Below are 26,579 nucleotides of genomic sequence, written 5' to 3'. Positions count from 1 at the left end.
TTCAGCGGTGATCACCTAGGAGTGCCATGGTGATCACCGCTGCCCAGTAACTGAACTTCTCCAAAGGAGGCTCGCCACCGATGGCGAACTACACCGCTGCCGATGTGAAGCGGCTCCGGGAGCTGACCGGCTCCGGGATGATGGACTGCAAGAAGGCCCTCGAAGAGACCGACGGTGACTTCGACAAGGCTGTCGAGGTTCTGCGTATCAAGGGCGCCAAGGACGTCGGCAAGCGCGCCGAGCGCGCCACCGCCGAGGGTCTGGTCGTCGCGCAGGACGGCGTGCTGATCGAGATCAACTCCGAGACCGACTTCGTCGCCAAGAACGACGAGTTCCAGGGTCTGGCCAATCAGATCGTCGCGGCGGCCGCCAAGGCCCGCCCCGCCGACCTGGACGCGCTCAAGGCCGTCGACCTGGGCGGCAAGACCGCCGACCAGGCCGTGCAGGAGCTCGCCGCGAAGATCGGCGAGAAGCTGGAGCTGCGTCGCGCCGTGTCCTTCGAGGGCCCGGTCGCGACCTACCTGCACAAGCGTTCCTCGGACCTGCCGCCCGCCGTCGGCGTGCTGGTCGAGTACCAGGGTGAGGGCGATGCCGCGGCCGAGGCCGCCCGCGCCGCCGCCATGCAGATCGCCGCGCTGAAGGCCAAGTACGTGACCCGCGACGAGGTTCCGGCCGACCTCGTGGAGAACGAGCGCCGCATCGCCGAGCAGACCGCTCGCGAAGAGGGCAAGCCCGAAGCCGCGCTGCCGAAGATCACCGAGGGCCGCGTCAACGGCTTCTTCAAGGACGTCGTGCTGCTCGAGCAGGCGTCGGTCACCGACTCGAAGAAGACCGTCAAGGCTCTGCTGGACGAGGCCGGTGTCACCGTGAGCCGGTTCGCCCGGTTCGAGGTCGGCCAGGCCTGACAGCCTGTGAAGGCCCCTCAACCGTCATCGCGACGGATGAGGGGCCTTCTGCTGTCCGCGTCCGGCGGGCGCGCGGCGACGCGACACCCCGATTCCCGACCCCGCGTGGTGTCGGAGGGGGTCTTCTGCGGTCGCCGAAACCGAATAAGGCAGGATAGGCACCGCCTTGTATTGCGGGATCGCAAACTTATCCGCTGTGCCCTGATGCCTCAGCATGCTGAGAACACCACCATCACCAAAGGAGAAGAGCACCGATGACGGACCCGGGGACCGACCGCCCAGGATATCGCCGGGTACTTCTCAAACTGGGTGGCGAAATGTTCGGCGGCGGCAAGGTCGGTCTCGACCCCGACGTCGTGCAGACCGTGGCCGAGCAGATCGCCGAGGTCGTCGCGACCGGCGTGCAGGTCGCCGTGGTGATCGGTGGCGGCAACTTCTTCCGCGGCGCGGAGCTCGAGGAGCGCGGCATGGAGCGGGCCCGCTCGGACTACATGGGCATGCTCGGCACCGTGATGAACAGCCTTGCGCTGCAAGACTTTCTGCAGAAGCAGGGGATCGACACCCGGGTGCAGACCGCGATCACGATGGGCCAGGTCGCGGAGCCGTACCTGCCGCTGCGCGCCAAGCGCCACTTGGAGAAGGGCCGTGTGGTCATCTTCGGCGCGGGCATGGGCATGCCGTATTTCTCCACCGACACCACTGCTGCCCAGCGTGCCTTGGAGATCGGCGCCGACGTGGTGCTGATGGCCAAGGCGGTCGACGGCGTCTTCACCGCGGATCCGCGGGTCGACGAGACGGCGACGATGTACACCGAAATCACGCACAAAGAGGTCATCGAGCGCGACCTGAAGGTCGCGGACGCGACGGCCTTCAGCCTGTGTATGGACAACCAGATGCCCATCCTGGTGTTCAATCTGTTGACGAAGGGCAATATCGCCCGCGCGGTCGCCGGTGAGAAGATCGGCACATTGGTTCGGTCCTGAGCCCGCGAACCGCGGATCATGACGATGACGACGCTGTGGAGGAAACGGTCGTGATTGAAGAAGCGCTCTTCGACGCCGAGGAGAAGATGGAGAAGGCGGTCTCGGTGGCGAAGGACGATCTCGGGACCATCCGGACCGGACGCGCGAATCCGGGCATGTTCTCCCGGGTCGTCGTGGACTACTACGGATCGCCCACCCCGGTCACCCAGATGTCCAGCATCACGGTGCCCGAGCCGAGGATGGTGGTGATCAAGCCGTACGAGGCCGCTCAGCTCGGTCCCATCGAGACCGCGATCCGCAACTCGGACCTAGGTGTCAACCCGACCAACAACGGCGACATCATCCGCATCAGCATCCCGCAGCTCACCGAGGAACGCCGCCGTGAGCTGGTCAAGCAGGCCAAGGCCAAAGGCGAGGACGCCAAGGTCGCGATCCGCAATGTGCGGCGCAAGGCCATGGACGAACTCTCGCGCATCCAGAAGGATGGCGAGGCGGGTGAGGACGAGGTCGGGCGCGCCGAGAAGGAGCTCGACAAGACCACCGCCAAGTACGTGAGCCAGATCGACGAGCTGGTCAAGCACAAAGAAGCCGAACTGCTCGAGGTCTGACGAGAGATCCGAGGGCCCGCACGGGCGGGGGACGAGGAACAACGAGTGAGCGACGGGACAATCGTGGCCGACAATGCCGCCGCAACGGGTGCGGCCGAGGAGCCGACGCCGGGGAGCGGCGCCGCCGAAGCGACCCCGGGCCGTGCGGGTGACTTCGCGGTCGGCCAGTTCCATACCGCGCACCCCGACCATGCCGTGCCCGCCGAGCCCGTGGTCCCCGCGCCCGCCGCCACGACGTCGCGTGCTGGACGCAATCTGCCCGCCGCGCTCGCGGTCGGCCTCGGGCTCGGACTGTCGCTCGTCGCGATCCTGCTGTTCGCGCCGCTGGTGTTCATCCCGGTCGCCGCGACCGGCGTCGGCGTGGCCACCTGGGAGGTGGCCAAGCGGCTGCGCGAGGCGGACGTGCTCGTTCCGCGGATCCCGCTCATCGTCGGCGGGCAGGCGGTGTTCTGGCTCGGCTGGCCGTGGGGCGCGAGCGGTGTCGCGGGCGCCTTCGCGGCCACCGCGCTGACCTGCATGGTGTGGCGCCTCTTCGATCACGGTTTGCAGACCGCGCCGCGAAACTTCCTGCGCGACACGGCGATCGCGATCTTCGCCCTCGCCTGGATCCCGCTGCTCGCGTCCTTCGCGACGCTGCTGCTGCTGGAGCCCGACGGCAACCTGCGGGTGCTGACCTTCATGATCCTGGTGGTCTGCTCCGACGTGGGCGGCTACGTGGCGGGTGTGCTGTTCGGCAAGCATCCGATGGTGCCGTCGATCAGCCCGAAGAAATCCTGGGAGGGTTTCGGGGGCTCGCTGGTGTTCAGCGTCATCGGCGGTCTGCTGACGGTCACCCTGCTGCTCCAAGCGAATTCGATGATCGGTGTGGTGCTCGGTGTCGGACTGGTACTGGTCGCGACCGTCGGCGACCTGATCGAATCGCAGATCAAGCGCGAACTCGGCATCAAGGACATGGGCACGCTGCTGCCCGGGCACGGCGGCATCATGGACCGCCTCGATTCGATGCTGCCTTCCGCGTTCGTCTCCTGGCTGGTGCTGAGCACGCTGCTCTGACCGGAGGGCGATATACCGCCAAATCCCGGCGGCAGTGATAGCGATCGTCCATGATCGAGGCATGTCCACGAATGCCGAGCACGAGCCCGAGGCGAGCCGGCGCGACGAGCCGACCGCCCCGGCCACCCCTCCGCCGGGGCACCCTCCGCCGCCGGCGACCAAACCCGCCACGACCGGCAAGAAGCCGTCGATCTCCTCGCGGACCGGCTACGCCTGGGTCGGGCTCGTGGTGGGCACGCTGATCATGATCGTGCTGCTCATCTTCATTCTCCAGAACCTGGAGACCATCCAGGTGAGCCTGTTCTTCTGGGAGTTCCACCTGCCGATCGGCGTCGCGGTGCTGCTCTCGGTGATCTGCGGAGCGCTGGTGATGGCCTTGGTCGGGGGCATGCGCATCATTCAGCTGCGGCGCGCCGCCAAACACTGAGCTCCGTCATTCCCGTGCTCGCGCAGCCCGACGCCAGCGCAGCGGTGGCGCGCCGAACTCGCGCTGGAACACGCGGCTGAACGGCTCGCATGCCCGCCGAGCGTTGTTCTGGGTCCGACCGCATCACCAGGCGCCTTCCGGTGGCGGCCTTCGCACCCGACGCGGGGGAGAGCCCAGGGCAGATCAGCCAGGAACTGCCGCCCGCGGCCTTCGACAACATCGCGCCGGACTCCGACGGCTACCTGTGGATCAGGCAGGACAAGTTCCACGAGAGCCTCGCCCAGGACCTGTCCGACGAGGAGGCGCTGGTCATGGCCGTGACCCAGAAGGCGCCGCTGGCCTCGACCTTCGGCGACGCCGTCACCGCGCCCGCGTGGAAGGCGAAGCCGAGCTGGTACCAGGTCTCGACCGCCGACCGGATGATCAACCCCGACAACGAGCGCAGGATGGCCGCGTGCATGAACCCGCGCAAGACCATCGAACTGGACGCGAGCCACGCCTCGCTCGCCTCGCAGTCGCACGCGATCTCCGATCTGATCGAAGAGGCCGTGCGCGATCTCGGGCTGTCCTGAGCGGGCGGATCGGACCGGCGAGCATCGTCGCCCCGCGCACACCGTGCGCGGCGGCGATCGGCCCTGTGTCCTCGCGCACTGTTTCGGGCTGACCATTCGGCAGCCGGGGACGGATGAGAGACTGGGAGAACTATGACCGCCTCCCTGCCCCTGGTTTTCGATGCTCCGCGCCGTGGCATGCCGCCCCGGCATCTCGCCGATCTCGATGCCGAGGGGCGGCGCGCCGCGGTCGAGGAGCTCGGGCTGCCCAAGTTCCGCGCCGACCAGATCGCGCGGCAGTACTTCGGGCGGTTGCAGGCCGATCCGGAGCAGATGACGGATCTGCCCGCGCCGGTGCGGGAGAAGGTCGGCGCGGCGCTGTTCCCGCCGCTGCTCTCCGTGGTCAAGCACGTGGCCTGCGACGACGGCCAGACCCGCAAGACGCTGTGGCGGGCGGGCGACGGCACGCTGCTGGAGAGCGTGCTCATGCGCTACGCCGACCGCAACACCCTGTGCATCTCCAGCCAGGCGGGCTGCGGCATGGCCTGCCCGTTCTGCGCGACCGGCCAGGGCGGGCTCAACCGCAACCTGTCCACCGCCGAGATCGTCGACCAGGTGCGCGCCGCCGCGGCCGCGCTGCGCGACGGCGAGGTGGCGGGCGGCGAGGGCAGGTTGTCCAACATCGTCTTCATGGGCATGGGCGAGCCGCTGGCCAACTACAAGCGAGTGGTCGCCGCGGTGCGCCGCATCACCTCGCCCGCGCCGGACGGCCTCGGCATCTCGCAGCGCAATGTCGTGGTCTCGACCGTCGGCCTTGCTCCCGCGATCCGCAAGCTGGCCGACGAGGAGCTGTCGGTGACGCTGGCGGTCTCGCTGCACACTCCCGACGACGAGCTGCGCGACACGCTCGTGCCGGTGAACAACCGCTGGCCGGTGGCCGAGGTGCTGGACGCGGCGCGCTACTACGCCGACAAGTCCGGTCGCCGGGTGTCGATCGAGTACGCGCTCATCCGCGACATCAACGACCAGCCGTGGCGCGCCGACATGCTCGGCGCGAAACTGCACAAGACGCTCGGCTCGCGCGTGCACGTCAACGTCATTCCGCTCAATCCGACCCCGGGCAGCAAGTGGGACGCCAGCCCGAAGCCGGTCGAGCGCGAGTTCGTCCGCAGGGTCAACGCCCAGGGCGTGCCGTGCACCGTCCGTGACACCCGCGGCCAGGAGATCGCCGCCGCCTGCGGGCAGCTGGCCGCCGAGAACTGAATCCCGAGGGGGGCCATTGCTGCAGCCAAGTGACGTATTCGCCGGGTATGCCATCGAACGACTGCTGGGCCGAGGTGGCATGGGCGCGGTGTATCTCGCCGGGCACCCACGGCTGCCCCGCAAGACCGCGCTCAAGCTGCTGAATCGGGAGCTGTTCTCCGACAGTGAGATTCGCGCGCGGTTCGAGCGGGAGGCCGATCTGGTCGCGCAGCTGGATCATCCCAACATCGTGACCGTCTTCGACCGGGGCATCGAGGACGAGCAGCTGTGGATCTCCATGCAGTTCATCGACGGCGTGGACGCGTCCTCGGTGGACCCGCGCACCCTGCCGCCGCAGCGGGCCGCCCAGATCGTCGCCGAGACCGCGCTCGCGCTGGACTACGCGCACCGCATGGGCGTGCTGCACCGCGACGTGAAACCCGCCAACATCCTGCTGTCCCGCTCGGCCGGGCAGGAGCGGGTGCTGCTCACCGATTTCGGCATCGCCCGCCCGCGCGAGGACACCACGCAGCTCACCCAGACCGGCACTTTCACCGCCACCCTCGCCTACGCCTCGCCGGAACAGCTCACCGGCGCCACGCTCGATCACCGGACCGACCAGTACTCGCTGGCCTGCGCGCTGTATTGGCTGCTCTCGGGCACCGTGCCGTTCGATTCCCCGCAGGCCGTCGTGGTGATCCAGGGACACCTCAAGCAGCCGCCTCCGCCGCTGAGCTCGGTGCGGCCGGGCCTGCCGCCCGCGCTGGACGCGGTGCTCGATCGCGCGCTCGCCAAGCGGCCCGCGGATCGGTTCGACTCCTGCGCGGATTTCGCCGCCGCCGTGCAGCAAGCGTTGCGCGTGCCGGCCAGCGCGCCGCACGCCGTCGCGCAACCCACGCCGCGTCCGCATCCGGTGGCGGGACCGCAGGCCTCGGCGCCCAACCCGATGCCCGTGGCGCACCCGCCGCGCTACGCCCAGCCCGCACCGCCGCCCGGTCCGCACTATGCGAACGGCGGTGTGCGGCAGGGTTATCCGCCCGGCTACGGCGCTGTACCCGCTCCGTATCGTCCGCCCGTTCCGCCGCCGCGGCGCGGCTCGAGCGCCAAGGTGCTCCTGGTGATCTTGGGCATCGTGTTCGCACTGCTGGCCGGGTGCGGGACGTTCGTGTGGACCGACGATTCGACCTGGGTGTCCCAGGTGACCGGTCGCTCGAAGGGGCACAAAGATCTGGCGGCGTTGTCGGCGGCGTTTCCGCTGATGCTGCCGAGCGACAATCGCCAGAGCGGCCGGGGCTACAACGGCGCGTCCTGCCGTCCGGCGTCCGAATGGAAGGACTGGCAGGCCGAAAAGGGCGACGAATCGGCTTTCGATCATTGGCAGGCGCGCTGGGAATGCCTGCTGGAGGGCGGCGCGAAGCTGGCGTACGACTTCTACGCCTACCCGAGTGCGGACGCGGCACGGCGCGCGGTGACAACCTTCAAGTCCCGGGCGAAGTCCGGAGGCTCGAACACGGAGGGCACCAGGACCGACGAGCGCTTCACCTACCGCGACGCCTACGGGGAGTCCGCGCTCATCCTGTCGACCTTCTCCGACCCGTCCCGAGACCGCTGGGTGTTCACCTTCCACGGCCCGACGCGCCTGGACGACGGACTCGCCGCCAAAGTCCGCGACGCCCCGCTCTGAGCAGCCATCAGCCGCGCCCGAACAGGCCGGAGGCCTACGTAGGCCGCGCGGTCGAGACGCTACGCTAGCGGCATGAGCGAGGCTGTCGACTGGTCATGGCTGCGTACCACGATCCCGATCGTCGATATGGCCATGTACCTGGACATGCCCGAGGACATCGCCCGCGCTCTCGAAATCCGTGACGGCATGATCGTGCATTGCGAATCCCCATCGCCGAATCATGTTGCGATCAGTCACAACATCAAGGCAGCGCTGCGCGAGGCGGTGTCCAAGCGTCTCGGTGACGCGCCGTGTCTGCGGGCCAGCGGTGAGCTCGACATGCTGGTCTCCGAGGTTCCGTTCCATTACAAGCGGCCGGATGCCATCGTGTATCGCTGTATCGACGAGCCACGGGGCAAGTGGAAGACCAAGCCGACAGCGTCGGACACCCTGCTGGTTGTCGAGGTCGTGTCTCCGAATACGGTGACGGCGGATCTGGTGGAAAAACGTGCGGAGTACGCGCGACTGAGCATCCCGTACTACTGGATCGTGCGCATGGTTCAGGACGACGGGCCTGCGTCATCGATCGAGATGCTGAGACTCACCGCCGACGGCACCTATGTCCGGGAGAACATGTCCCTGCGGGCCCGTGGCGATCTGGTGGCGGTCGATGTCGCCGACCCGCTCGACGTCACGATCAGCTGGAATCAGCTCGATCTCGGCCTGGACTGACCGTCCTGATTGCCTGCTCGAATCCGTTCGGCTTCGATCGCGGCGAGATCTCGGCCCAAGGCGACCCACGCGGCGACCGTGACCTTTGATCAGGATTCAGTCAGCGCGAAATCGGTTCTTGGCCGGGCGGTTGGTGGCGGCGCGGCGTTCGGCTTCCTTCGTCTTGACGCGCTCGTTCTCGCGCTGCACGGCTTCGTAGTTCTCGCGTTCGCGGAGCAGCCATTCGGGCGGGTCGGCGAGCAGGGCGGTGATCTCGTCGGCGGTCAGCGCGTCGGAGACGCCGCCGCGGGCCAGGCCGCTGTTGGAGACGCCGAGCTTGCGCGCGGTGATGTCGCGCGGGAACGGCCCGGTACGGCGCAGCTCCGTGAGCCAGGCAGGGGGATCGTTGCGCAACCGATCGAGGTCGGCGCGGGAGATCGGCGAGTTCCGGAACTCCTCCGGCGCGGCGGGGAGGTAGATGCCGAGCTTGTCCGCCGCGGTCAGCGGCTTCATCATCTGCGGTTTCTTGTCCGGGCTCACCGGGACAGCCTAGTCGACCGCCGGAACGCTTCCGTCCGAGCCTCGGCGTCGCGGCGGCCGTCCTGACCCGTGTGCGCCGTGCAATACCCTTGGTCGAATGAGTCAGGTGGAGTCGATCGATGTCGCGCGGTTGCGCTGGTTCGTCGCGGTGGCCGAGGAGCTGCATTTCGCGCGGGCGGCGAAAGCGCTCGGGATCGCGCGTCAGCGGCTCAGCCGGACGGTCATCGACCTGGAGGACGAGCTCGGCGCCAAGCTGTTCGTCCCCGGCGCCCAGCCGACCCAGCTCACCGACGAGGGTCGCGAGCTGCTGACCGCCGCGCGGGAGGTCATCGCCCGCGCGGAGGCCGACGCGGCTCGGCCGGAGCCCGAGGAGGCCCGGCGGGGTCTGCGGGTGGGTTTCGTGCCCGGTGTCACGGTGTCGAAGTGGGAACGGATCTGGCGTGAGCGGTTTCCCGAGATCCGGCTGGAGACGATTCCACTCGCGGCCGCCGACCAGCTGACCGCGCTGGGGGAGGGCCGGGTCGACATGTGTTTCGTACGCCTGCCCATCGACCGCGAAGGACTCAGCGCGATTCCGCTGTACCGCGAGGTGCCGGTCGTCGTGGTGCCCAAGGATCACCCGATCTCGCTGTTCTCCGAGGTCGGCGCGGCGGAGCTGGCCGACGAACGCATGCAGGACGCCTCGGATCTCGACGCGGCGGCGGTCACCCTCGAAATGGTCGCCGCCGGTGTCGGACTCGCCATCGTCCCGCACTCCATCGCGCGCCTGCACGCCCGCCGCGATCTGGTGTACCGGACCGTCACCGATCATCCCGACACCGAGATCGCCCTGGCCTGGCCCGTGGCCGAGACCACGGAGCTGGTAGAGGAGTTCGTCGGTGTGGTGCGTGGTCGCTCCGAACGGAGTTCGCGCTCACCGTCGACCCGCACCGAGCAACCGGCAAAAGGCTTGACAGCGAAAAAGCCTGCGCCGCAACGGAAATCGTTGGGTTCGAAAGGCGCATCCGCGGCGCGCTCCTCGGGTGCGAAGAGCAAGCGTCGCGGGCGCTGATCCGAGGCGGTCGGGGCGCTAATCGGTATGGAACGCGCGCCAGACCGTGTGCTCCCGGCTGATCGTCTCCTCCGCACCGGATACTGCGGTGGCCCAGCGGGTTTCGTCGATGTCGCGCAGCGTGTCGGCGATGATGGCGAGCTCGTTGGACGTGAACGCGTAGACGGCGGCGGTGCGGTTGTCGCGGCGCGCGGAGGTCCATGCCGCGATGCCCGCGATGCCCGCGGCGATGACGCCCGCGAGGTCGAAGCCGATGACGTTGATCGCCTTGGCCAATGCCGCGGACACACCTCCGATTTCGAGCAGGAGCGCGACGGTGCGCAGGCGGGCGCCGCGGCGATCGTGATGCGCCGATTTGTCCGCGTACCAGCGCTGCTGCTCTTGAATGCGATGGCAGATGTATTCCTGACGGCGCTCGGCGTGCGGCAGCCTGCGCAGCTCACGCATGCGGTCGGTGATCGTGGTGGAGGTGGTCGGCCGCACGGCGATGTCGGGAAGGTCGTGGTGGAGCCGCCGGATGCGTTCGATGAGCAGCGCGTCCGCTTCGGCCGGTGCGAGGGTGCCGTCGAACGGCGCGCCGCACACCGCGTAGCGCCAGGTGAGGGTTTTGACCGACTCCGCGAGGACGCGGCCTTCGTGCCAGGTCCGGCCGGGAAGCGACTGGAGCAGGTTCACGTCGATGGTCAGGATGCCGACGAACGCGAGCGCGGTCGCTATCGCGGCGATATCGGTGCGTGCGGCGCCGACGCGCACCGTGATCGCGGCGCAGGCGGCGGCGAACAGCGCCAGCCACAGACGCAGCGCGTACGTCCGGAGAAAGGAGCGCTCCCCCGACACCGCGGCGTCATCGGCGGCCCGGAACAGCCCCGGGTAGTCCTCAGCGCGCAGCACGACGTCGACCGGCTCGGGTGACGATCATGGGGACACGGTAGCAGCGACGTACTGTCTCAGATAACGAAATTCGTTGGGGACCAGAGTTTTCTACTCCGGGCCGCGCCGCGCCCCCGTCGGCCAGACGATGTCGATCGGGATGTGCCGCCGGCGCGCGGCGTCGACGGCGTCGGCGGTGCTGCCGGTGTCGCCGCCGCTGCCATCCCACACGGCGACGAGCCGGGTGATGTCGGTCAGGACGGCGTTGTTCGCCGCGCGGTACGCGACGGGCGACGGTTCGGCGTAGGGCATCACCCGCACCGACGCGGCCCGCGCGAGCAGGTCGTCGAAGACCGCGACGCGTTCGGCCGGGACGGCCCGGTCGCGATAGTGCTGCGCGGGCAGGACGACGTTCAGCCGCCCGCCGAGAGCGAGCACCACATCGGCGAAGATCGAATCCGCGCCCGGCGCAAGGCAGCTCACCCCGACCAGTTCGTCGTCGCAGGCGCGCAACCGTTCGAACAGCGCGGCGCGGATCAGCTCGGCGGTGGCCGCGGTGAGATGGACGTGCCCGGTGATCCCGATGCGCGTCACGGCGTGCCCTCGTGGACGCGCGGCAGGATCTTGTGGCGCAGGTGTGCGCGGATATCGGCGATCACGGTGTCGTCCGGGGTGCGCAGCGGGCTGCGGACGGCGGCAGGGAAGCCGGGAATGCGTTCGGCGAGCGCGGCTTTGACGAAGGTGATGTCGGAGAGACCCGATTCGTGGCGGAGGGCGCGACATTCGTCGAACACGGCTTGCCAGCGCGCTGCCGCCTCGCGGTCGCCGGCGCGCAGCGCGGCGGCGATGCGAACGGGGATCTCGGGCACCGGATTGCCCCCACCGGAGACGATGCCGTGCACGCCGAGCTCGCCGATGCGCGCGGCGGCGCCGTCATTGCCCGCGAAGACCGCCAGTCCGGTCGCGGTGTACGCCCGGGTGACGTCGAGCCGGCCACTCGAGTCCTTGATGCCTACCAGCATCGGGTACTCGGCGGCGAGCGCGCCGAGCAGTTCGGGGGAGATCGGGGTTTGGGTGTGGCGGGGAAAGTTGTACAGCAGCATCGGCAGTTCGGTGCGGGCGAGCAACCGGCCGAAGAAGTCGCGGACACCGATTTCCGGCGGGTCGGCGAAGAAATAGGGGGCGATGGCGGCGACGGCGTCGGCGTGCTGCCGCGCGTGGTCGAGCAGGTCCATCGCGTCGCCGTACGCGGTGGCGCCGATGTGGGCGACGAGCTGGCCCGGCCACTGTGCGCGGGCCTGCTCGAGGACCTTCTTGCGTTCGGCGATCGTCAGATTCGCGAACTCGCCGGTGGTGCCGTTGACGAGGATGGCGGGCACGCCCGCCCGGTGCAGAAAGCCGAGGTAGTCGCCCAGCGCTCCGGTGTCCACGGCGTGGTCACGGGTGAACGGCGTGACCGTGGCGACGATCGGGTTGAGCTCCACGGTTCCCGGCCAGGGAACGCGCGGCACCGGCTGTCCAACTGTCATCTGCGGCACTCCTCCACATCGACACGGCAGTTGACCAGTCTATCGGATCGGGATCGATGGCCGGGGTCGTCCGTTCGCCACTACCATGGGTGACGCCGAGCGCATGGGTGACGTCGAACACGCGACGGGGAGGGCCTGCGAATGGAGTGCGACGTCTTCGTCAGTCACTCGTCGAGAGATCGGAATCTCGCCGAGGCGGTTGTCCACGAACTGGAGGCGGTCGGCGTTCGCTGCTGGATCGCGCCGCGGAACATCATGGCGGGCACCAGCTATCCCCAGGCCATCGTCGAGGCGATCCGTCACTGTGAGGTGATGGTGGTCGTGGTCTCCGACCACGCCAACGAGTCCGCGCACGTCGGACGGGAAGTCGAACGCGCCGCGGCGGGCAATCTGAGCCTGGTCCCGTTCCGGGTCGCCGATATCGAGCCGAGCGGCGTGCTCGAGTACTTCCTCAGCAGCCAGCACTGGGTGCACGCGCTGCCGCCGCCGGTGGAGGCGCACATCGCGCGCCTGGTCGAGGCGGTGCGCGCGCTGCTGGCGTTGCGGCGCGGTACGGGGCAGGACAAGCCGAACCGGCCGCTCGCGCAGACTATTACGCGACGCCGTCCACGCCACGTGCCCGCGGCGGTGGCGGTGTTCACCGGACGGGTTCGCGAACTCGCCGAAATCCGCACGGCCCTGGCCGATTTCCCGATCGTCACGCTCGCCGGGCCACCCGGCGCAGGCAAGACCGAGCTCGCTCGCGCGGCGGCAGCCGGGCTGAACGACGTCTCGGTCGCCTACGTGGACCTGTCGCAGCTGACCGTGACGAGTTCGCTCGCCGCCGCCGTCGCCGAGGCGTTCGGGCTCGACCCGGCGACCAGCTGGCAAGACACCGCGCGGACGGTCGACGGCACCGAGACCGTGCTGGTACTCGACAACGCGGAGACCGCTCTCGCGCTGCACGCGACGGACTTCCGGCGATTCGTGCGCGACTTCCTCGACCGGTGCCGCAGTTGCCGAGTGCTGGCGACTTCCCGGGAGCGACTCGGATTGAGCGGGGCCGAGACCGTGCTGCACGTCGGCCCGCTACCCGAAGCGGACGCCGGTCGGCTGCTGGACCGGCTGCTGGATTCTCATGCGGTGCCGAGGAATGCCGAGAACCGGGCCGGGCTCGCCGCGGTCCGAGCCGTCGCCGACGGGCTGCCGCTGGCCCTGGTGATCAGTGCGGCGTGGCTCAGCGAGGTCTCGGTGGAGGCGTTCCTGCGCGAGTGGCAGCGCTCGCGCACCGCGCTGCTGTGCTTCCCCGGCTTCGATTCACCCGACCGCGCGACGAGCGTATCGGTATCGGTGGCGCTGTCGTTCGAGGCGTTGACCGACACGGCGCGGCAGGTGCTCTTCGTCGTGGCGCTGCACCCGTCGGGCGTGCGCCTGGAACTGATCGGCGAGGCGCTGCCGCAGGCGGTGTCACTCGTGTCGTCCACCGCCGAGCTGGTGCGCAAATCGCTGGTGGAGAAGGAGGATTCGCGGATGCGGGCGCTGGTGCCGATCCGGGAATTCGTGCGCGAGCGAGTATCCGACGAGCAGGTGTTGCGCACGGTGATCGAGGTGCACACCCGCCTGCTGCACGAGCACGTCGCTCGCGCGTATGGGCTGGGCGGCGAGGCCGAATGGGCCCAGGTGGCGGCGAACTTGCCCAATGTCGGCGCGTTGGCCGACGAGGGGTTGCGCTCGGACACCGTCGTGGACGCGTCCGTCGACCTGGTGATCGCGGCCTCGCTGGCGTTCCGCGCCACCGGCCGCATCGAGGAGGGGCTGGCCTATCTCGATCTGGCGCTGGCGACGGTGCCCGAGGGCGGCGACCTCGCGGGAACGCTGCTCGAGGAACGAGGTCATCTGCTGCGCGCGGGCGCCCGCCTGCCGGAGGCGCTGCGCGCGTACCAAGGGGCGATCCAGGTGTGGGCGCGACGCTTTCCGCAGCGCGAGGCCGTCTGCCGCTTGCGCATGTGCGGCGTGCTGCGCGTGATGGGCCGCTACGACGAGGCCGAGCGCAGCTGCCGCGCCGGTTTGGCGCTGCACGAGGCGACGAACGCGGGCCCGCTGTCCCTCGGCGACGCCATCGAGAACCTGGGCGACGTCGCGCGATCGATCGGTCACTTCCCCGAGGCCGTCGAGCATTATCAGGACGCGCTGCGGAAGTTCCGGTCGGTGCCTGAAGGCCTGGTCGGCTTGACGAATGTCTCGTTCAGTCTCGGCGAGGCGCGGCGGGCGCAGGAGGACGTCGCGGGCGCCCGGCTCGACTATGACCGCGCGCTGCGCACGAGCAGCCGGATCGGCGATCCGCAGGGGCAGGGCAACGCGCTGCTCGGACTCGCCAGAGCCGATCTTGCGGAACAGAACCTGACATCGGCCGCGGATCGGATTCGGGCCGCCGCCGATCGCTACGACCGGATCGACGACCGTCTCGGCGCGGCGAACGCACTGGTGATACAGGGCGATATTGCGGCGGCCGAGGGCCGGTTGAGCGACGCCGACAACGCCTACGCGGAGGCGGAGTTCGCCTACGAGGCGTTGCCGTGCCCGTTGAACCGGGTGCTGGTGACCTTGCGCAGGCTGCGGTCGCGCGAACTCGGTTGGGACAGCGCGCAGATGGCCGAGGCGCGCAAGGAATTCGAACAGCTCACCGGATACGCGCTCGGCGTGGCGGAGATCCAGCGCTGGTCGCTGGAGAAGAAAGGCAGTGTCTTCCACGGGTCCCTGGAGTCGGCCGGATGATCCGCGGCGAGTCCGGGCGACACGCGGGCACGACAACGGCCGCGTCCCCGGCGTGAACCGGGGTGCGCGGCCGCGAAGAATTAGCGGGGCTTGCGCCGCAGGATCGTGTCGCGCACCAGGATGACCACGATGAGCGCGGCGAAGCCGACCAGGTAGAGGTCTTCGATCTTGCCCTTGTGGTTGCCGATGACCATGGCCACCAGGACGAACGCGACGATCCAGCCCGCGATGCGGAAGGTGCGGCGCGACTCGCCGCTCCAACCCCACGCCGCGGAGGGGACCTCGGCGGTGTCGACGTGAGTGACGATGGCGCGCTCGTTCTTGGCGGGTTCGATTTCCGTGGCGGCCACGATCGCTCCTCAGGTGGTTCGGGTACCGAACATCCGGTACACACTCGGTGGGGCTACTGCTCGATATCGTGACATACGACGCCGCGTCGTTGGTAGTCGGGCCGCGTTCGACGCGGACGGTCGGAGGGCAGTCGCGGTAGGCCACAATGGTTTGGTGTCCGACATCGTGAGAGTCCTACTGCTCGGCAGCACCGGATCCATTGGTACCCAGGCGCTCGAGGTGATCGCCGCGAACCCCGACAAGTTCGAAGTGGTCGGGTTGGCCGCGCGTGGTGGCAATACCGAGCTGTTCGCCGCGCAGATGGCGGCCACCGGGACCCGCAATGTCGCCGTCGCCGATCCGGCCGCCGCCGCGGCGCTGGACATTCCGCTGGCAGGCCCGGCGGCCGTGACCGAACTGGTCCGCCGCACCGAGGCCGACGTGGTGCTCAACGCGTTGGTCGGCTCGCTCGGCCTGGAGCCGACCCTGGCCACCCTGGAGTCGGGCACGCGGCTCGCGCTGGCCAACAAGGAGTCGCTCGTCGCCGGCGGTTCGCTGGTGACCCGCGCCGCCGCGCCCGGCCAGATCGTGCCGGTCGACTCGGAACATTCGGCGCTGGCGCAGTGCCTGCGCGGCGGCCGCGCAGAGGAGGTCGACCGGCTGGTGCTGACCGCGTCGGGCGGTCCGTTCCGCGGCTGGACCGCCGAGATGCTCGAATCGGTGGGCCCTTCCGAGGCCAAGGCGCACCCGACCTGGTCGATGGGTCTGATGAACACGCTGAACTCGGCCTCGCTGGTGAACAAAGGCCTGGAGCTGATCGAGACGCACCTGCTGTTCGGGATTCCCTACGACCGCATCGATGTCACCGTGCACCCGCAGTCGATCGTGCACTCGATGGTCACCTTCACCGACGGGTCCACGCTGGCGCAGGCCAGCCCGCCGGACATGAAGCTGCCGATCGCGCTGGCGCTCGGCTGGCCGGACCGGGTGCCCGGCGCGGCGGCTCCCTGCGATTTCGGGACCGCGTCCACCTGGACCTTCGAGCCGGTCGACAACAAGGTGTTCCCCGCGGTCGACCTGGCCAGGCAGGCGGGCACCGCGGGCGGCAGCGTGACGGCGGTCTACAACGCCGCCAACGAGGTCGCGGTGCAGGCGTTCCTGGACGGTCTCATCGGCTTTCCGGCGATCGTGCGCACGGTGGCCAGCGCGGTAGAGGCGGCCGACCAGTGGCGGGCCGAGCCGCAGAGCCTGGCCGAGGTGCTCGCCGCCGACAGCTGGGCGCGCGACTACGCCCGGCGCGTCGTCGGAGCCTGATACACCGGTTCTCGGCGCGCGCGGCCGCGCGCTGGCAGACTGAGGCGTAAGGATCGGGGATGGACTTCGTCCGGCGGCATCCATGCGGCGTACCTGCACGTGCGTTGCGGCTGTGCGCGGGCTGGGTACGGAATCGGTCCGGCCGCGTCCATTAGTGTGGTCGGGGTGCTCGCGGCCGCGCCGACGCGTGCGCGGGATGTCGACGAGCTGCGCAACGCAGGAGGGCTGGAGAGCAAATGGTGTTCGCCATGGGGTTCGTGCTGTTCGCGCTCGGCATCCTCATCTCGGTCGCCCTGCACGAATGCGGACACATGTGGGCGGCCCAAGCCACCGGCATGAAGGTGCGCCGCTACTTCGTCGGTTTCGGGCCCACCCTCTGGTCCACCCACCGCGGCGAGACCGAATACGGCGTCAAGGCCATCCCGCTCGGCGGCTTCTGCGATATCGCGGGCATGACCGCCATGGACGAGGTGCGGCCGGAGGAACTGGACCGCGCCATGTACCGCCAGGCGACCTGGAAGCGGATGGTCGTGATGGCGGGCGGCATCGCCATGAACTTCGTGCTCGGCTTCCTGCTGATCGTGGTGCTGGCCGTCGGGTGGGGCCTGCCGCGGCTGGACGAGCCGACCCCCACCGTGGGAACCCTGAGCTGCGTCGCGGACGCGAACCCCGACGGGACGTTGCAGGCGTGCACCGGTCTCGGCCCCGCGCAGCAGGGCGGGCTCCAGCCCGGCGACACCATCACCGCCGTGAACGGCGTCGCGGTCGATACCTGGTCGGAGTTCACCGAGCAGACTCGCAAGCAGCAGGGCCCGATCACCTACACCGTCGACCGCGCCGGACAGCGGGTACAGGTGACGGTCGCGCCGCAGCAGGTGACGCGCTACGCGAAAGACGGCGCGAAGACCCAGGTCAGCGCGGTCGGCGTCACGCTCGACAACCCGCCGATCGAGCAGTACAACGTCGTCACGGCCGTCCCCGCCGCGGCGTCCTTCACCGGCGACCTGTTCGTGCGCACCTTCGAGTCGCTGGCGCAGATGCCCGCCAAGGTCGCGGCGCTGTGGGACGCGGTCACCGGCGGTGCGCGCGACCCGGAGACCCCGGTCAGCATCTACGGCGCGAGCCGCATCGGCGGCGAAAGCGCCCAGGCCGGCCTGTGGCAGGTGTTCGTGCTGATGCTGGCCAGCCTGAACTTCTTCCTCGGCGCGTTCAACATCCTGCCGCTGCTGCCGCTGGACGGCGGTCACATGGCGGTGGTGCTCTACGAGAAGCTCCGCGACACCGTCCGCGGCTGGCGCGGCCTCGCGCCCGCCGGTCCGGTCGACTACCTCAAGTTGTTGCCCGCGACCTACGTCGCCGTGGTACTCGGCGGCGCGTACATGGTGCTGACGCTGGCCGCCGATATCGTGAACCCGATCCGGCTGTTTCCCTGAGTTCTCCCTGGCGGGGTAACCTGTCGCGGGCAATCGCGGGACAACCCGTTGTCAGGCCGTGTCACGGGCGTCACAGGGTGGTGGTCCATCGAGCGCGGCTAAGCTCGGTAGGCGAACGGCCCGCAGCACACGGACGAAAGTAGGCAGCCGAAAGTGACCAGCACAATCGGACTGGGGATGCCGACCGCACCCGCGGCCGTTCTCGCGCCCCGCCGCAAGACCCGTCAGCTGATGGTGGGTGGTGTCGGTGTGGGTAGTGAGCACCCGATTTCGGTGCAGTCGATGACCACCACCAAGACCCACGATGTGAACGCGACCTTGCAGCAGATCGCGGAGTTGACCGCGTCGGGTTGTGACATCGTGCGGGTGGCCTGTCCGCGTCAGGAGGACGCGGACGCGTTGGCGACGATCGCGCGGAAGTCGCAGATCCCGGTGATCGCCGATATTCATTTCCAGCCGCGCTACATTTTCGCCGCGATCGACGCCGGGTGTGCGGCGGTGCGGGTGAATCCGGGCAACATCAAGGAGTTCGACGGCCGGGTCAAGGAGGTCGCCAAGGCCGCGGGTGCGGCCGGTGTCCCGATCCGGATCGGGGTGAACGCGGGTTCGTTGGACAAGCGGATGATGGAGAAATACGGCAAGGCCACTCCCGAGGCGTTGGTGGAGTCGGCGTTGTGGGAGGCGGGCCTGTTCGAGGAGCACGGTTTCGGGGATATCAAGATCTCGGTCAAGCACAACGATCCGGTGGTCATGGTGGAGGCCTACCGTCAGCTGGCCGCGCAGTGTGATTACCCGCTGCATTTGGGGGTGACCGAGGCCGGTCCGGCGTTCCAGGGCACGATCAAGTCCGCGGTCGCGTTCGGTGCGCTGCTCAGCGAGGGCATCGGTGACACGATCCGGGTGTCGTTGTCGGCGCCTCCGGCCGAGGAGGTGAAGGTCGGTGGTCAGATCCTGCAGTCGCTGAACCTGCGTCCGCGCAAGCTCGAGATCGTGTCGTGTCCGTCGTGTGGTCGTGCGCAGGTCGACGTGTACACCTTGGCCAACGAGGTCAGCGCGGGTCTGGAGGGCATGGAGGTGCCGTTGCGGGTCGCGGTGATGGGTTGTGTGGTGAACGGTCCGGGTGAGGCGCGGGAGGCGGATCTGGGGGTGGCGTCGGGTAATGGCAAGGGTCAGATCTTCGTCAAGGGTGAGGTGATCAAGACCGTGCCCGAGCATTTGATCGTGGAGACGTTGATCGAGGAGGCGATGCGGATCGCCGAGGAGATGGGCGAGCAGGAGGGCGCGGGGGAGCCGGTCGTCACCGTCAGCTGAGACCGGTCAGGACCAGCGGGTTTCGGCGACCCGTACCGCATCGGCCGAGTTCGTGGCAGGCTGTCGATTGTGCGGAGTCTGCTGGAGCCGACGCGACGGGCGAAGTTCGCCCCCGCGCGTCAGCTCGCCAACCGGGATCTGGCGCAGGTCCTGCGAGTGCTCGACAGCGATCCGGTCGCCTCGTGCATGATCGCGGCCCGATTGCAGGAATTCGGCCTGGACGCCAGAGGCGGGCACGGTGAGCTGTGGAGCCGCGGCGGGCCCGCCGAATCCCTCTGCTTCTCCGGAGCCAACCTGGTGCCGCTGCGGGGCGACCACGACGCGTTGCGCGCGTTCGCCGACCGCGCGACCCGCTGGCCGCGCGTGTGCTCCTCGGTCGTCGGCCGCCGAGAACTGGCCCTGCCGCTGTGGGAGATGCTCAGCGAACGCTGGGGACCGGAGCGAGAACTGCGCGGCACCCAGCCGCTGCTCGCGCTCGGCCAGCCCGCGCTGGCCACGGCCGACCCGCAGGTCCGCAGGGCGCGGCCCGAGGAGCTGGACCGCTACCTGAACGCGGCGATCGCGATGTTCATCGAGGAGGTCGGCGTCGACCCGAGGGCGGGCGACGGCGGCCGCGGCTACCGGCGCCGCATCCAGCACCTCATCGAATCCGGCCGGGCTTGGGCCCGTTTCGAGGACGGCGAGGTGGTCTTCAAGGCCGAGGTCGGGTCGCTGTCTCGGCGCACCGGCCAGATCCAAGGCGTGTGGGTGCATCCGGATCGGCGCGGCAAAGGCGTCGGTACGGCGGGCACGGCGGCGGTGGCCAACGCGGTGGTGGCCTCCGGACGGACCGCGAGCCTGTACGTGAACGACTTCAACACCGTGGCCCGCCGGGCCTACGGCCGGGTCGGATTCCGCCAGATCGCGACCTTCGCCACCGTCCTGCTGGACTGAGATCTCGGACCGATCGGCCGAGATCGCCCGCGTCACCGGACGCGGGTCCCATCTCCGTCGCCGAGATGCGGTGCGCCGCAGGCGTTTGCCCGATGTTGGCCATTACCATCGGCAGCAATGTCGACACGCATGCTGATTCCGCTGGCCGTCGCGGTGCTCGCCGCCGCGGCCGCGGGCTGCTCGCCCGGTCCGCGGGGCCCCGCGCCCGCGGCCGACGCCTTCGTCGCGGCCTTCGCCGACCACGATGTGACCGCAGCCGCCGAGCTCACCACGCAGCCCGAGAAGGCCACCGCCGCACTGACTTCCGCGTGGCAGAACCTACAGGCCGAACAGCTCACCACGCGGACGGGCGCGGCCAGGGTCACCGGCGACACCGCCACCGTCGACTACACCTACGAGTGGCGCCTGCCGAAGAACCGCACCTGGACCTACGCCGGCCAGCTACAGATGGGCCGCAGTGGCGGACGCTGGATGGTGCGGTGGACGTCATCGAATATCCACCCCGAGCTCGGCGACACCCAAACGCTGGAACTGCGCGCGAACCCGGCCCCACGCGCCAGGGTGAACGAGCAATCCGGCAGCGATGTGCTGGTGCCGGGCAAGGTGTCCCGCGTCGCCTTCACCGCCGCCGACGCCACCGACCCCGCCGCGGTGGCGGCCGCGCTGTCCAGGGCGCTGTCGCGTTTCGACGAGCGGCTCACCCCCGAAGCGATCCTGAAGGCGGCGAAGAACACCAAGGGCGCCCACACGGTGCTACTGCTCACCGAGATCGAATACAACCAGGTCGGCTCCGGACTGATCGGGCTGCCCGGAGTGACGCTCACTCAGGAATGGGACCTGGTCGCGGCCGACCGCCATTTCGCTCCCGACCTGATGACGCAGGTGCGCCAGACCGTGATCGCCGAGGTGGACGGCAAGTCGGGCTGGAGCGTGGTGACCATGAACGCCAACGGCGCCGACACCGCCGTGCTCACCGAGGTGCCCGCGCAACCGGCGCCGTCGTTCGCGCTGAGCATCGACCGCTACGTGCAGAACGCCGCCCAGAGCGCCGTCGATGTGCGCACCGAGCAGACCATGATGGTCGTGCTTCGCCCGTCCACCGGCGCGATCCTGGCGGTCGCGCAGAACGAGGCGGCGGACCGCGACGGACCGGTGGCCACCATCGGCCAGTATCCGCCCGGCTCGGTGTTCAAGACGGTGACGGCCGCGGCGGCCATGGCCGCCGGACTGGCCACGCCCGATACCGTGCTGCCCTGCCCGAGCAGCATCGTCATCGGCGAGCGCACCATTCCGAACTACAACCACTTCACGGTCGGCAGCGTGCCGATGGCCACCGCCTACGAACGGTCGTGCAACACCTCTTTCGCCAAGCTGGCCAGCGAGCTGCCCGCCGACGCGCTGCACGTCACCGCCGCGAAACTGGGTGTGGGCCAGAACTATTCGGTGGTCGGACTGCCCACGGCGTCCGGATCGGTCCCGTCCGCCGACCAGATGGTGCAGCGCACCGAGGACGGGATCGGGCAGGGCAAGGTGGTGGTCAGCCCCTTCGGCATGGCCGTGATGGCCGCGACCATCGCGTACGGCACGGCGCCCGTGCCGTACCTGATCGCCGGGCGGCCCACCGCCGTCGAAGGGGAGCGGCCCGCGATAGCGCCGGAGGTGATCGAGGGATTGCGCGTCATGATGCGCAAGGTGGTCACCGGCGGCACCGCGGAACGCATCGCCGATCAGGGCGACGTGTACGGCAAGACGGGCGAGGCCGAGGTCGACGGCGGCTCGCACTCGTGGTTCGTCGGGTACCGCGGCGACATCGCCTTCGCGACGCTGCTGGTCAAAGGCGGCAGCTCGGACAACGCGGTGGCGGTGACCCGCGACATGTTCGCCGCGCTGCCCGCGGGCTACTGAGCGAAGCGGTGTGGGCGTCGCCGCCTGAGCGGCGACGCCCGCGAAATCAGTACGAGTACAACACGGCCCACGTGTCCGGCCCGACCACGCCGTCGACCTTCAGGCCGTACGCGGCCTGGATGTCCAGCACCGCCGCCTGGGTGTCCGGCCCGAAGGCCCCGTCGATCGCCACCCCGTAACCGTGCAACTGCAGCAGGCACTGCGCTTGACGGACGGCGTCGCCGCGGCTTCCGCTGCTGATGGTCGGGAACGAGTCGGTGTAGCCGCAGCCCTTGCCGCGCTGGGCGGGGTCGGCGTCGGTCGGGGCCGGGGCGGCCCACGCGGGCGCGGTCGCGGTCAGCAGACCGGCGGCGAGGGCGGTGGCGGCGATCAGCGTGCGAAAAGACATGGGAATCCTCCATTGTCGAGTGCTACGGTCCGGGAGCGATGCTCCCAATGAGCAAGCTAGGAGCCGTGCCTTCGGTGATTCTCGAGACTTTCTGCAATCGCCTGGTCAGGCCGGTGCCGCGGGTTCCTCGCTCGCTCCGTACCGCAGCCGGGTCGATCCCACCCGGATGACATCGCCGTCCGCGAGCGGAGTATCGGCACGGATCGGCACCTCGTTCACGTACACCCCGTTGGCCGAATCCCGGTCCCTGATGAAGATCCCGTCGTCGCGATGCAGGATGCGCGCGTGCTTGCGGCTGACCCGCGCGTCGTCGAGCACGATGTCGTTGTCGGACTCGCGGCCGATGCGCAGACCCGAGGGCGGCACCGGAATCCGGTCGCCGTCGCCGACGCACAGCCAGGCCCGGCGCCGGATGCGCGGCACGTCGCGGGTGGTGGCGCCCCGGGCGGAGGGCGACTCCGGCGGCAGCCGATGGTTGCGTATCGCTTCCTCCAGCTCCACGGTCTCCGGCTGCGGATCGGCGCCCAGTTCCTCCACCAGGTCGTGCCGCAGCTGCCGGAAGGCGGTCAGCGCGTCGGCCTGCCGTCCTGACACGTACAGCGCCCTGGCCAGCAGTCGCCACACGCGTTCGTCCACGGTGCGTTCGGCGGTCAACGCGGTCAGCTCACCGATCACCGCGCTCGCGCGCCCGTCGGCGATATCGGCGGCGATCCGGTCGGCGAGCACGTCGAGTCTGCGCTCGGTCATGTCGGTGGCGAAGTTGGCGGCGAAGCCGAGTTCGTGCAGGCCCGTCACCGGTGTGCCGCCCCACTCGGTCAGCGCATCCGCGAAACATGCTGCGGCCGTGCGCGAGTCGCCGTTGCGCAGGGCAGCGGCGCCACGGGTGCGCGCCGCCTCGAAACGGCCGACGTCGCACTCGTCGTCGGTGATGTCGAGCAGGTAGCCCGCGTCGACGGTGCGCAGGACGTCGCGATCGGGAATTCCGGCCCCGCGCAGGACGGTACGCAGATTCGACACGTACGCGTAGAGGCCGTCCATGGCGCGCGGTGGCGGGTCGTCGCCCCAGATCGCGTGGAGCAGTGCGGTCTTAGGGACGCCCTGACGGCGGTTGACCACCAGAATCGCCAGCAGCGCACGGGGTTTCGCGCCGGACAGCGCGATGGGCAGTCCGTCGACCAGCAGCCGCACCGGGCCGAGTATCCGCACGTCGAGCGAGGGCCGATCGGGACCAGCCGTGGCCACTGCACATGCCTCCCAACTACACTGCGCGCCAAGTCGTCTCGCGAAGCGAAGGCGACGGTGAGTGGATTCAGCATACGCATTGCCCGCGGTCGGCGGCGGAGCCCTTCGGGCCGAAACCGCCGCGCGGGGCGCGGGGCCGCGAGGCGGTTCACGCAGGTGGAGTGCCGATCTCACGGATGCGGTGGCACAGGGAGGTGCGCGGAGGGTGGTCGCTGCGGAGTTGGTCGCCGGTTCGGTGTTCGCGGGTCATCAGATCGAACGACGGCTCGGTTCCGGCGGGATGGGCACGGTGTATCTCGCCAAGCACCCGACACTGCCGATGCGGGTGGCGCTGAAAGTGGTCGGCGCGGGTCGCGACGATCCCGAGTACACCGCGTTGTTCCGTCGCGAGGCACAGCTGGCGGCCGGACTGGACCATCCGAACATCGTGGACGTCAAGGACTTCGGCGAGGAAGACGGCGCGCTGTGGATGTCCATGCGGTACGTGCCGGGCGGTGACGCGGCGGCGCTGGTCGGTGCGGGCCGGTCGGGCGTCGAGGTCGGCCGCGCGGTGCACATCGTGACCGAGGCGGCCAAAGCGCTCGACTACGCGCACGAAAACCATGTCGTGCACCGGGATGTGAAGCCCGCCAACATCTTCGTCGCGCCCGGCGACGCGGGCGCGGACCGGGTGCTGGTCGGTGATTTCGGCATCGCGCGCCGGACGGATCCCGCCGCCACCCAGATCGATACGAGCGTCAGGACGTTCACCGCGCCCTACGCGCCACCGGAACAGCGCAGCGGCGGACACGTCGACCGGCGCGCGGATGTCTACGCGCTGGGCGTCACCTGCTACGAACTGCTGACCGGCCGATTGCCCGACGCGGTGCTCGCCGACCGGGACCAACTGCCAGCGGGCATCGGTGCGGTGCTGGCCAAAGCCATGGCGGGGGAGCCGGAAGAGCGCTACGGGACGTGCGGCGAGCTGGCGGCGGCGCTGACCGAGGCGGTGCGAGCGGAGGCGGTGCCGGCCAACCCGAAGCGTCGATTCGGCACGCGCGGTCGGGTGGCGGCCGGTGCGGTTCTCGCCGTGGTGGTCGCGGGCGCGGCCGTGCTGTGGTCGCTGCGGGCCGATGCCGGTTCGCGAGCGTCGACCGAGCCTACGGGCGCGCCGGGTGTCTCGCCGCGTTGCTACTTCACCACCGAGGTACCCACCGGTGACGGATACCACATCGTGCTCCCCACCACGAACGATGGCGGACGCCGCTGCATCCTGTCCTACGTCGACTCCCATCCGGGCGGCCCCGGCGCGCCGCGGGCCGCGCCGATCGAGGGTGTCCGCGCACTCCAGGACGCGCTGCGCCGGTGCTACCAGCGGGAGCTGGCCGACGGTGACGGCGATTACAGCACCGCGACCGGCCTGGCCGTGCTCTACGTCCAGGATCTGCACGGTCTGGATCGAGACGGCGTGTTCGGGCCGCAGACCTCGGGCGCGATGCGCTGGCCGCGCTATCGCGACGCGAGCGGCGAGTTCGAGTCCTGTGTGGCGATCGGGCCGCCCTGAGTCCGCATGGTCAGGGCCTGCGGAGTCAGGCTCGGTGCAGGGTGGCGGCGAGGTGGTGGGTCATCGGTTCGCCGACCGCGGCCATCCGCAGCGTGTAGTCGATGGTGTCGCCGGTGAGCCGGAACGACCGGTTGAGCGCGGTCACCATCTTCGCCGTGCTGCTGCGCCCGATGCTGGTGGAGTCGAACTCCATGTGCAGTTCGCCGTCGGTGATGGTGAGCCCGCCCTCGCAGATCTCGGTGATGCCCGTCGGGTGGGCGAGGATCAGCTCGACGTGATCGGGCCGCGGGCAGCGCAGGTAGCCGGTCTCGGCGTGCATCGACCTGCTGCCGTCGGCCGCGCGGGTGCGCTGGCGGTAGGTGAGGAACGGGCGGCCCAGGTGACCGAACCGGATCTCCTCCAGGTAGTCGAACGATTCGATGGTCGGGTATTCACCGTGCCCGCCGCCGCGCCACGTGCCGAGCAACGAGGCGAGGGGTGCGATATCCGGGTGGGGAGCGACGGAGGGTTGGGGTGCGACCACGGCGGACAGCCTAGACCGGTGCCAGGCGTCGTGCTCCCCGAGTCCCGAAATTGCACCGGTGAGGGGTGGTGCGCGCCGCCGCGAGACCGCCGCCGAGCGGCGCGCCGGGCCGGTCCTCGGTCCGTAATCTCGGACCACGTGACAGACGCGAACCAACGTCCTCTCCCCGGACGCCGCCCGCGGCTGGTGGTCGTCAGCGGCCCGCCGGGTTCGGGGAAGACGACCCTGGCCCACGAGCTCGGCCGGGCCGTCGGGTGGCCGGTCATCAGCCGCGACGAGATCAAGCAGGGCATGGCGCACGCCGATCCCGCGTTCCGGCCCGCGCCGGAGGACGAACTCGCGCTGCGGACCCTCGGCACCTTCTTCGAGGTGCTCACCGTCCTGACGCGAGCGGGCGTCGACACCGTGGCCGAGGCGGCCTTCCAGGACCGGCTCTGGCGGCCGGGGCTGGCGCCGCTGACCGCGCTGGCCGACCTCCGGTTTCTGCACTGTGTCGTCGACCGGGATGTCGCGGTCGCTCGTATCGGTCACCGCAGGCGCGCGGAGCCGCTACGGCGCGTCCATTCCGCGCCGGGCGAACCGGATCGGGCGGCGCTCGGCGCGCGGCACGATGCCTTCCAGCGGGTGCGGCTGGACGGGCCCGCTCTCGAGGTGGACACCGCGGGGGAGTACCGGCCGGGACTGGACGTGATCGCCGCCTTCGCCACGGGTGTGTCGTCGATCGATCTTGGTTGAAGCGCCGCGGAATTCGGCCGCGGGTGATACATCTC

The 26,579-nt window shown here is 69.6% G+C and carries 25 protein-coding genes and 1 pseudogene; 18 read left to right on the top strand and 8 right to left on the bottom strand.

Translation table 11 applies throughout. The features are described 5' to 3' along the window. The first annotated feature begins 80 nt into the window (after positions 1–80). From tsf to ACRWNM_RS19520, 9 genes and pseudogenes are all read left to right on the top strand, one after another. The gene (gene tsf, locus ACRWNM_RS19560; protein ID WP_431969467.1) at positions 81–905 is read left to right on the top strand and encodes a translation elongation factor Ts; all 825 of its coding nucleotides are present in this window, start codon (positions 81–83) and stop codon (positions 903–905) included. 254 nt (positions 906–1,159) lie between these two features. After that, positions 1,160–1,888, top strand: coding sequence for a UMP kinase (gene pyrH / locus ACRWNM_RS19555; protein WP_357445914.1), 729 nt, complete (start codon positions 1,160–1,162; stop codon positions 1,886–1,888). A 50-nt stretch (positions 1,889–1,938) separates the two neighbouring features. Further along, positions 1,939–2,496, top strand: coding sequence for a ribosome recycling factor (gene frr, locus ACRWNM_RS19550; protein ID WP_431969466.1), 558 nt, complete (start codon positions 1,939–1,941; stop codon positions 2,494–2,496). A gap of 195 nt (positions 2,497–2,691) precedes the next feature. After that, positions 2,692–3,549 (top strand): phosphatidate cytidylyltransferase, encoded by an 858-nt coding sequence (locus ACRWNM_RS19545; RefSeq protein ID WP_431969543.1) that lies wholly within the window; start codon positions 2,692–2,694, stop codon positions 3,547–3,549. Positions 3,550–3,610: 61 nt separating this feature from the next. Then, entirely contained in the window at positions 3,611–3,976 is a 366-nt protein-coding gene (locus ACRWNM_RS19540; protein WP_431969465.1) for a LapA family protein, read from the top strand. 140 nt (positions 3,977–4,116) lie between these two features. Further along, positions 4,117–4,548 (top strand): annotated as a pseudogene (locus tag ACRWNM_RS19535) (alpha/beta hydrolase); the annotation flags it as partial. A 132-nt stretch (positions 4,549–4,680) separates the two neighbouring features. Beyond that, positions 4,681–5,790 (top strand): 23S rRNA (adenine(2503)-C(2))-methyltransferase RlmN, encoded by a 1,110-nt coding sequence (gene rlmN / locus ACRWNM_RS19530; RefSeq protein WP_431969464.1) that lies wholly within the window; start codon positions 4,681–4,683, stop codon positions 5,788–5,790. A gap of 16 nt (positions 5,791–5,806) precedes the next feature. After that, a complete protein-coding gene (locus tag ACRWNM_RS19525; protein ID WP_431969463.1) occupies positions 5,807–7,453 on the top strand; it encodes a protein kinase domain-containing protein in 1,647 nt (548 codons plus the stop codon). Positions 7,454–7,525: 72 nt separating this feature from the next. Beyond that, on the top strand, positions 7,526–8,164 hold the full coding sequence (locus ACRWNM_RS19520; RefSeq protein ID WP_431969462.1) for a Uma2 family endonuclease: 639 nt from the start codon (positions 7,526–7,528) through the stop codon (positions 8,162–8,164). Between the two features lie 96 nt (positions 8,165–8,260). Here the strand turns inward: ACRWNM_RS19520 and ACRWNM_RS19515 are convergent, their stop codons facing one another. After that, positions 8,261–8,683: a DUF5997 family protein gene (locus ACRWNM_RS19515; protein WP_431969461.1), complete on the bottom strand. Its 423-nt coding sequence runs from the start codon at positions 8,681–8,683 to the stop codon at positions 8,261–8,263. Positions 8,684–8,780: 97 nt separating this feature from the next. On the opposite strand from ACRWNM_RS19515, the gene ACRWNM_RS19510 reads away from it, so the two are divergent. Further along, the gene (locus tag ACRWNM_RS19510) at positions 8,781–9,734 is read left to right on the top strand and encodes a LysR family transcriptional regulator (protein ID WP_431969460.1); all 954 of its coding nucleotides are present in this window, start codon (positions 8,781–8,783) and stop codon (positions 9,732–9,734) included. A gap of 18 nt (positions 9,735–9,752) precedes the next feature. On the opposite strand, the gene ACRWNM_RS19505 is transcribed toward ACRWNM_RS19510, so the two are convergent. From ACRWNM_RS19505 to ACRWNM_RS19495, 3 genes are all read right to left on the bottom strand, one after another. Then, positions 9,753–10,625 (bottom strand): DUF4231 domain-containing protein, encoded by an 873-nt coding sequence (locus ACRWNM_RS19505; RefSeq protein WP_431969459.1) that lies wholly within the window; start codon positions 10,623–10,625, stop codon positions 9,753–9,755. 90 nt (positions 10,626–10,715) lie between these two features. Further along, on the bottom strand, positions 10,716–11,198 hold the full coding sequence (locus ACRWNM_RS19500; protein WP_431969458.1) for a hypothetical protein: 483 nt from the start codon (positions 11,196–11,198) through the stop codon (positions 10,716–10,718). Beyond that, positions 11,195–12,133, bottom strand: a complete 939-nt coding sequence (locus tag ACRWNM_RS19495) for a dihydrodipicolinate synthase family protein (protein ID WP_431969457.1) — start codon at positions 12,131–12,133, stop codon at positions 11,195–11,197. Before ACRWNM_RS19495 ends, ACRWNM_RS19500 begins: the two co-directional genes overlap by 4 nt. 141 nt (positions 12,134–12,274) lie before the next feature. On the opposite strand from ACRWNM_RS19495, the gene ACRWNM_RS19490 reads away from it, so the two are divergent. Then, on the top strand, positions 12,275–14,887 hold the full coding sequence (locus ACRWNM_RS19490; protein WP_431969456.1) for an ATP-binding protein: 2,613 nt from the start codon (positions 12,275–12,277) through the stop codon (positions 14,885–14,887). An 80-nt stretch (positions 14,888–14,967) separates the two neighbouring features. Here the strand turns inward: ACRWNM_RS19490 and ACRWNM_RS19485 are convergent, their stop codons facing one another. Further along, the gene (locus ACRWNM_RS19485) at positions 14,968–15,237 is read right to left on the bottom strand and encodes a DUF2631 domain-containing protein (RefSeq protein WP_431969455.1); all 270 of its coding nucleotides are present in this window, start codon (positions 15,235–15,237) and stop codon (positions 14,968–14,970) included. 154 nt (positions 15,238–15,391) lie between these two features. On the opposite strand from ACRWNM_RS19485, the gene dxr reads away from it, so the two are divergent. The 5 genes from dxr (at position 15,392) to ACRWNM_RS19460 (ending at position 22,113) form a co-directional block, all read left to right on the top strand. Continuing rightward, positions 15,392–16,531, top strand: coding sequence for a 1-deoxy-D-xylulose-5-phosphate reductoisomerase (dxr, locus tag ACRWNM_RS19480; protein WP_431969454.1), 1,140 nt, complete (start codon positions 15,392–15,394; stop codon positions 16,529–16,531). Between the two features lie 236 nt (positions 16,532–16,767). Next, on the top strand, positions 16,768–17,964 hold the full coding sequence (locus ACRWNM_RS19475) for a M50 family metallopeptidase (RefSeq protein ID WP_431969453.1): 1,197 nt from the start codon (positions 16,768–16,770) through the stop codon (positions 17,962–17,964). A gap of 153 nt (positions 17,965–18,117) precedes the next feature. Beyond that, entirely contained in the window at positions 18,118–19,275 is a 1,158-nt protein-coding gene (gene ispG / locus ACRWNM_RS19470; protein ID WP_431969452.1) for a flavodoxin-dependent (E)-4-hydroxy-3-methylbut-2-enyl-diphosphate synthase, read from the top strand. 69 nt (positions 19,276–19,344) lie between these two features. Then, on the top strand, positions 19,345–20,208 hold the full coding sequence (locus ACRWNM_RS19465) for a GNAT family N-acetyltransferase (RefSeq protein ID WP_431969451.1): 864 nt from the start codon (positions 19,345–19,347) through the stop codon (positions 20,206–20,208). Between the two features lie 117 nt (positions 20,209–20,325). Then, a complete protein-coding gene (locus tag ACRWNM_RS19460; RefSeq protein WP_431969450.1) occupies positions 20,326–22,113 on the top strand; it encodes a penicillin-binding transpeptidase domain-containing protein in 1,788 nt (595 codons plus the stop codon). Between the two features lie 46 nt (positions 22,114–22,159). Here ACRWNM_RS19460 and ACRWNM_RS19455 read toward each other — a convergent pair whose 3' ends face one another. Then, positions 22,160–22,501 carry a peptidoglycan-binding domain-containing protein gene (locus ACRWNM_RS19455; RefSeq protein ID WP_431969449.1) on the bottom strand — a complete coding sequence of 114 codons (342 nt, stop codon included), beginning with the start codon at positions 22,499–22,501 and terminating at the stop codon, positions 22,160–22,162. A 105-nt stretch (positions 22,502–22,606) separates the two neighbouring features. After that, positions 22,607–23,743: a BTAD domain-containing putative transcriptional regulator gene (locus tag ACRWNM_RS19450; protein WP_431969448.1), complete on the bottom strand. Its 1,137-nt coding sequence runs from the start codon at positions 23,741–23,743 to the stop codon at positions 22,607–22,609. Positions 23,744–23,948: 205 nt separating this feature from the next. Between ACRWNM_RS19450 and ACRWNM_RS19445 the strand changes: the two genes are divergently transcribed. Then, positions 23,949–25,286: a serine/threonine-protein kinase gene (locus ACRWNM_RS19445; RefSeq protein ID WP_431969446.1), complete on the top strand. Its 1,338-nt coding sequence runs from the start codon at positions 23,949–23,951 to the stop codon at positions 25,284–25,286. Positions 25,287–25,311: 25 nt separating this feature from the next. Here ACRWNM_RS19445 and ACRWNM_RS19440 read toward each other — a convergent pair whose 3' ends face one another. Next, positions 25,312–25,809: a peroxynitrite isomerase gene (locus ACRWNM_RS19440; RefSeq protein ID WP_431969444.1), complete on the bottom strand. Its 498-nt coding sequence runs from the start codon at positions 25,807–25,809 to the stop codon at positions 25,312–25,314. Positions 25,810–25,947: 138 nt separating this feature from the next. On the opposite strand from ACRWNM_RS19440, the gene ACRWNM_RS19435 reads away from it, so the two are divergent. Then, positions 25,948–26,544, top strand: a complete 597-nt coding sequence (locus ACRWNM_RS19435; protein WP_431969442.1) for an AAA family ATPase — start codon at positions 25,948–25,950, stop codon at positions 26,542–26,544. The last annotated feature ends 35 nt before the right edge of the window (positions 26,545–26,579 follow it).

The organism is Nocardia sp. bgisy134 (genome assembly GCF_965341865.1).
GTDB lineage: Bacteria > Actinomycetota > Actinomycetes > Mycobacteriales > Mycobacteriaceae > Nocardia.
This window is presented reverse-complemented; position numbering and strand designations above follow the sequence as displayed.